This is a genomic window from Ruegeria sp. BHSB058 (assembly GCF_059613285.1).
Window position 1 is genome coordinate 1 of the sequence record NZ_JBXWSF010000138.1, and the last position, 4,867, is coordinate 4,867.

The 4,867-nt window shown below is 58.2% G+C and carries 5 protein-coding genes and 1 pseudogene; all 6 read right to left on the reverse strand.

Going from position 1 to position 4,867, the window contains the following annotated elements:
* Nucleotides 1-405: FecR family protein (locus tag AC2FNB_RS20385; protein WP_496748602.1), on the reverse strand; the 405-nt coding region annotated here is incomplete at its 3' end.
* 104 nt (nucleotides 406-509) lie between these two features.
* Nucleotides 510-1,151 carry a class I SAM-dependent methyltransferase gene (locus AC2FNB_RS20390; RefSeq protein ID WP_496748603.1) on the reverse strand — a complete coding sequence of 214 codons (642 nt, stop codon included), beginning with the start codon at nucleotides 1,149-1,151 and terminating at the stop codon, nucleotides 510-512.
* A 1-nt stretch (nucleotide 1,152) separates the two neighbouring features.
* The gene (pssA, locus tag AC2FNB_RS20395; RefSeq protein WP_480748990.1) at nucleotides 1,153-1,908 is read right to left on the reverse strand and encodes a CDP-diacylglycerol--serine O-phosphatidyltransferase; all 756 of its coding nucleotides are present in this window, start codon (nucleotides 1,906-1,908) and stop codon (nucleotides 1,153-1,155) included.
* Between the two features lie 12 nt (nucleotides 1,909-1,920).
* On the reverse strand, nucleotides 1,921-2,595 hold the full coding sequence (locus AC2FNB_RS20400) for a phosphatidylserine decarboxylase (RefSeq protein WP_480748991.1): 675 nt from the start codon (nucleotides 2,593-2,595) through the stop codon (nucleotides 1,921-1,923).
* Nucleotides 2,596-2,708: 113 nt separating this feature from the next.
* Nucleotides 2,709-3,469, reverse strand: a pseudogene (locus tag AC2FNB_RS20405) (enoyl-CoA hydratase/isomerase family protein).
* Entirely contained in the window at nucleotides 3,466-4,770 is a 1,305-nt protein-coding gene (locus tag AC2FNB_RS20410) for a phenylacetate--CoA ligase family protein (protein WP_496748604.1), read from the reverse strand. Before AC2FNB_RS20410 ends, AC2FNB_RS20405 begins: the two are co-directional and overlap by 4 nt.
* Nucleotides 4,771-4,867: the final 97 nt, after the last annotated feature.

Below are 4,867 nucleotides of genomic sequence, written 5' to 3' on the forward strand. Positions count from 1 at the left end.
ACGCACGGCGGCAACGGCGGACGGCGTGCGAATCTGAACGCCGTTTCCGTCCTGAGATGAGAACAGGAACCCGGCTAGCCCGTCGATCAGCCGAAATCCCAACGGTTTCGTGCCCCCCTCCAGAAGGCCAAGCACATCGACCTCGCTTTCGGGGCCGACAACGACATCAAGCCCGCCGAAACAGCGCAGGGTGACACGGGCTCCGGCCTCGGTGCGCAATTTGGCATTGCGACCCAACCCAAGGCCCGTCACCGCGGCCTGTACGCCTGCACCGCGGGCAGAGACCTCCGCACCCCCTTCCACACGGGTAACAACACACGCGCCGGGCGTCTGGGCACCGGCGGGAAGGGCCAGCCCGATCCAGAGGCTTGCGAATAAGGTTCGCAGCAGGTTCCGACAAGTCATTGTGGCCTCTCTGCGCAGGGGAACCCATTCAGGATGAACGGTCGCCAGCCATAGGTCAACAACCAGAACGTTTCACCCGCCCAAGGCCTGCGGGCGTGAAGGGACTAGGCCTGCAAAGCTGACGGCGACATCTCTGATTTTTCCAGAACCACAAAAGTCATCATACCAAATGGGGGCAGGGGCGTTTGTTCTTCGAGGGTCAATGCCGCCTCTTTCAGCACGGTTTCGATCTCGAAATCGGAATGCCAGCCGATCGTGTTGGCAAGCGGCGCAATTGCCTTTTCAAGCGATGCAAGCAAACCCTGCTCTCTTTGGAAATGATTGGTGATAACCACTTTTCCGCCCGGTTTACAGACCCGCGCGATTTCCGCCATCACTCTTTCCGGTTCCGGAACGACGGAAAGCACATGCATCGCCACAACCGTGTCGAAGTGGTTGTCGGGGAAATCGAGTGTCCGGGCATCCATCTGACGCAGCTCTGCGACATTGGTCAGTCGCATGGCGCTTACTTTTTTCCGGGCTTTCTTCAGCATGTCCTCGCTGAAATCTATACCGATCACCTGAAGCTCGGGAGCATAGTGTTCCAGCGAAAGGCCGGTACCCACCCCAACCTCCAGAACCGACCCGGAGCGGCCGTTTACATACTCGGTCGCGCGCCGCCGTCCGGCATTGGTGATGACACCGAATGTCTTGTCGTAAACCGGTGCCCAGCGCGCATAAGAGGATTGCACAGCTTGAATATCCATTTCAAATTCCCTGATGGTTTGAATGTTTTTCACTTCCGAACCACGCTTTGGCAACCATCACCACATATCCCACACACAGCGCGATCAAAGTGATCCAGGCAAAGGTCAGCAGCGCAGACCCTGCAATAGCGATGCCGATCAGAAAATACTTCACGTTCCCGCGGGAGATTCGGGTGGTCTTGAATGACCAGGTCGGAATGCGGCTGATCAGCAGCAGTCCGATAAACACCATATAAATGCAGATCAGATAGCCGGGCAGCACCGGCCTGTCAGCAAAGGCAAAAGAGAGGTACATGGGCAGCATGACCAAAAGCGCCCCTGCCGGTGATGGCACTCCTTCGAAATAGGCTTTGTCGTGGTCGCAGGTCTCGGACTTGCTGGTCACATTGAAGCGCGCCAGACGCATGACACAACACACCGCAAAGAACAGAACGGCGATCCAGGCCAGACTTCGGATATCCTGCAAAGCCCAGAAATATAGGATAAGCGGCGGCGCCACCCCGAAGTTCAGGAAATCCGCAAGCGAATCCAGCTCGGCACCCAGCTTGCTGCCACCGTTGACCAGGCGGGCGATGCGCCCGTCCAGCCCATCCAGAACACAGGCCGCGATAACCAGCTGTACCGAAAGCACGTAATTGCCCTGTACGCCGAACCTGATTGCCGACAAGCCTGCACAAATGGCCAGAATGGTCAGCGCGTTCGGCAGCAAATGGATCAGCGCAAACCCGGTCTCATCATGTTTGGAAGGTTCTGTCACTGATCCAGCCGCCTATTGTTCATCCGGCGCGCTCAATTCGGCAAGAACGGTTTCTCCGGCGATCATCGTTTGCCCCACGCGCACCAGCGGATCCACATCATCAGGCAGATAGACATCCAGCCGGGACCCAAACCGGATCAGGCCAAACCGCTCACCGGTTTGCATCGCGTCACCTGGATTTACAAAGCATACGATCCGACGGGCCACAAGGCCCGCGATCTGGACAACCGCCAGGTCCTGACCGTTCCGCATGCGGATACGCAGACTGTTGCGTTCGTTATCGGCGCTGGCCTTGTCCAGCGACGCGTTGAAAAACTTGCCGGGGCGATAGGCGACAGCGACGATTTCGCCGTCGATGGGTGTTCGGTTCACATGGCAATTGAACACGCTCATGAAAACGCTGACACGCGTCAGGGGCATGTCGGGCATACCCAGTTCCTTTGGCGGCACCGCCTTTTCGATCAGCGAAACCACGCCGTCTGCCGGGCTGACAACCAATCCTTCACCCAACGGCGGCACGCGTTCGGGATCGCGAAAAAAGTAGTAACACCAGACCGTCAGGCCGACACCGATCCAGCCCAGGACGTCGGACAGGAAAAACAGGCCGACAGTTATCGCCGCAAAGATCGCGACAAACCGGATGCCTTCGGGATGCATCGGCTTGATGAACGTGTCACGCATTCGCATCGCGGTCTTTCCCTCAGCTCATTTGTCGGGACCTTCATAGGTAGATTGGCCCCGAACGCAAGAGAGGTCGATATGACACGGTGTGTTCGACACTGGCTTTCGACTACGCCCGATCAGAAATCCTTGAGCAGCCGGGTGGTTTCCGGGTCCAGAAACCCGGCAACGGTCGCCTCGGTTTCCAGCTCCAGTGCCCGGTAAATTCCGCCCGCTGTTGCCTGATTCAAGACACGTTTCATTGCACGTGTGGAAAGCTGAGGCAGGGCAGCCAGTTGTTTCGCGACCGCTTCCGCCTCGGCCAGCAGACCGTCATCAGGCACGACCTTCCACGCAACGCCGATTTCCTTGAGTTCGGCCGCCGCGTAACGCTGTCCCAGAAACAGCATCTCGCGCGCTTTTACCGGCCCGACAAGCGCAGGCAGAATCGAGGTCACGGCACCGGTCACAAACAGGTTGAGCGACACCTCGGGAAAAAACCCCCGCGCGCTTTCCGCCCAGATCGGAAAGTCGCAATTGATCGCCCATTCAAAGCCCCCCCGACGGCCCAGCCGTTGATGGCGCCGACAACCGGCTTGGCGCCAAGCACGATTGCCACGGTCGCGCGCTGTATGGCATCCACAACTGCGCGCGCTTCTTCCTCGGTCTCCGGATGCACATGTTCGTGCCGGTCATCGCCCGCGCAAAACGCCCTTCCCTCGCCGGTGAAAATGATCGCCCGTGTCGCGGGGTCGCGGTTCGCATCGTCGAACGCCAGCGTGACTTCATCGATCAAAAGGCGATTCATCGCGTTCATTGCATGCGGTCTGTTCAGGGAAATCGTGCGCACACCATCTGCGGTCAAATCCGAGCGGATGGTTTCATAGGTGAAAGTTGTCATTCATGGCTCCTTATGACCCGCCTTGTTTTTCCTTCGGTTCGCGGAAACGTCGCGTAGGGTAGAATTCTCACCCGTATCGTCACCCCGAGCTTTTTCTTGAACCTCTCCGCGATCCGCCGCGCTAGGGTTCCGTCATCCCGACCGTCGGCTGCCAACTCGACATGCACGGGCAAGACGTCATAAGGCGGCGGAACATCCAGCATGATCCGATAATCACCCGACAGTTCGTCGAATCCGGTGATGACGGCTGCGACCATGGACGGGAACATGTTCAGCCCCCGGACCACCACCATGTCGTCGGAACGGCCAATCACCCGGAACCGAAAGCCGGTGCAGCCGCACCGGCACGGGTCCGTATTGTCAATGCGGATGATATCGCCGGTCCGAAAGCGCACCAGGGGTTGGCATTCACGGCTGAGATGGGTGAGAACCAGTTCTCCTTCGTTGCCAGAGAGCATTTCCCTGGGTTCCCCGTTGTCAGGGTCGATCAGTTCGGCATGCAGGACATCATGCGCCACGAAATGCAATGAGGTGTCATGAGAGCATTCAGAGGCGAAATTGCAAAACACGTCAGAGACGCCGTAATTCGCGTTTCTTGGCTGCAAACCCCAGATATTGCTTAGGCGCCGGCGAAATTCCGGATCGTCAATGCCGGGCTCGCCGCCAAACAGCCCGAGTTTCAGGCCAAGATCACCAGGCTTCAAGGACGGAAACTTGTCGGCAATCACGCGCTCCAAAACAGCGGGATAAGACGGGGTGCACGAGATGGCAGTGATCCCGGTTTCCAATATGGTGTTGATCAGCAGTTCGGTCGATCCAACACCGAAAGGAACGACCGTTGCGCCCGTGCGCTCCAGCGTCAGATGGTCGGTCAGTCCTCCCATCCACATCTGATAGTTCAGGCAGTGAACAACGGTTATCCCCGGCTTCAGCCCGGCAAGGGACTGCGCGCGACCTCCAACGATTTCCGTTGTTTCGCAATCTCTTGCGCTCATGGCAAGGTTCATGGCCTGTCCGGTCGTGCCGGATGTACGATGCAGTCTGGCGACTTTCTCCGCCGGGGCAGCAAGGTAATCCCCGAACGGGGGCGATGCCGGTTGCGCCAGTCTCAGCCCCGCCTTGTCCGAGAACGGCAGCTCCGGAAGATCTTCCAGTCGTTTAGGAGGGCGCTTGCCGTTCCAAATCCGTTGATAGAAAGCCGAGTTTCTTGCGACATAGTCGCTTTGTCGTTCCCACGATTCCTGCCTGTGCAGTGATAACTCATTGAGGGGCACCAAGTGCCCGTCGTGCAGCAAGCTCATTCGCCCATGCCTTTCGTCCAAAGCGTTGTAAGAGTGTCGACAACGGTGTCCGGGTCTTTCGAGATCGACCCCACCCAGGGATCTTTGGTTACGAACA

Excerpts from the sequence above, each read along its gene's own strand:
- AC2FNB_RS20390 (WP_496748603.1), bottom strand. The coding sequence starts at position 1,151 with ATGGATATTCAAGCTGTGCAATCCTCTTATGCGCGCTGGGCACCGGTT.
- AC2FNB_RS20400 (WP_480748991.1), bottom strand. The coding sequence starts at position 2,595 with ATGCGAATGCGTGACACGTTCATCAAGCCGATGCATCCCGAAGGCATC.
- AC2FNB_RS20410 (WP_496748604.1), bottom strand. The coding sequence starts at position 4,770 with ATGAGCTTGCTGCACGACGGGCACTTGGTGCCCCTCAATGAGTTATCA.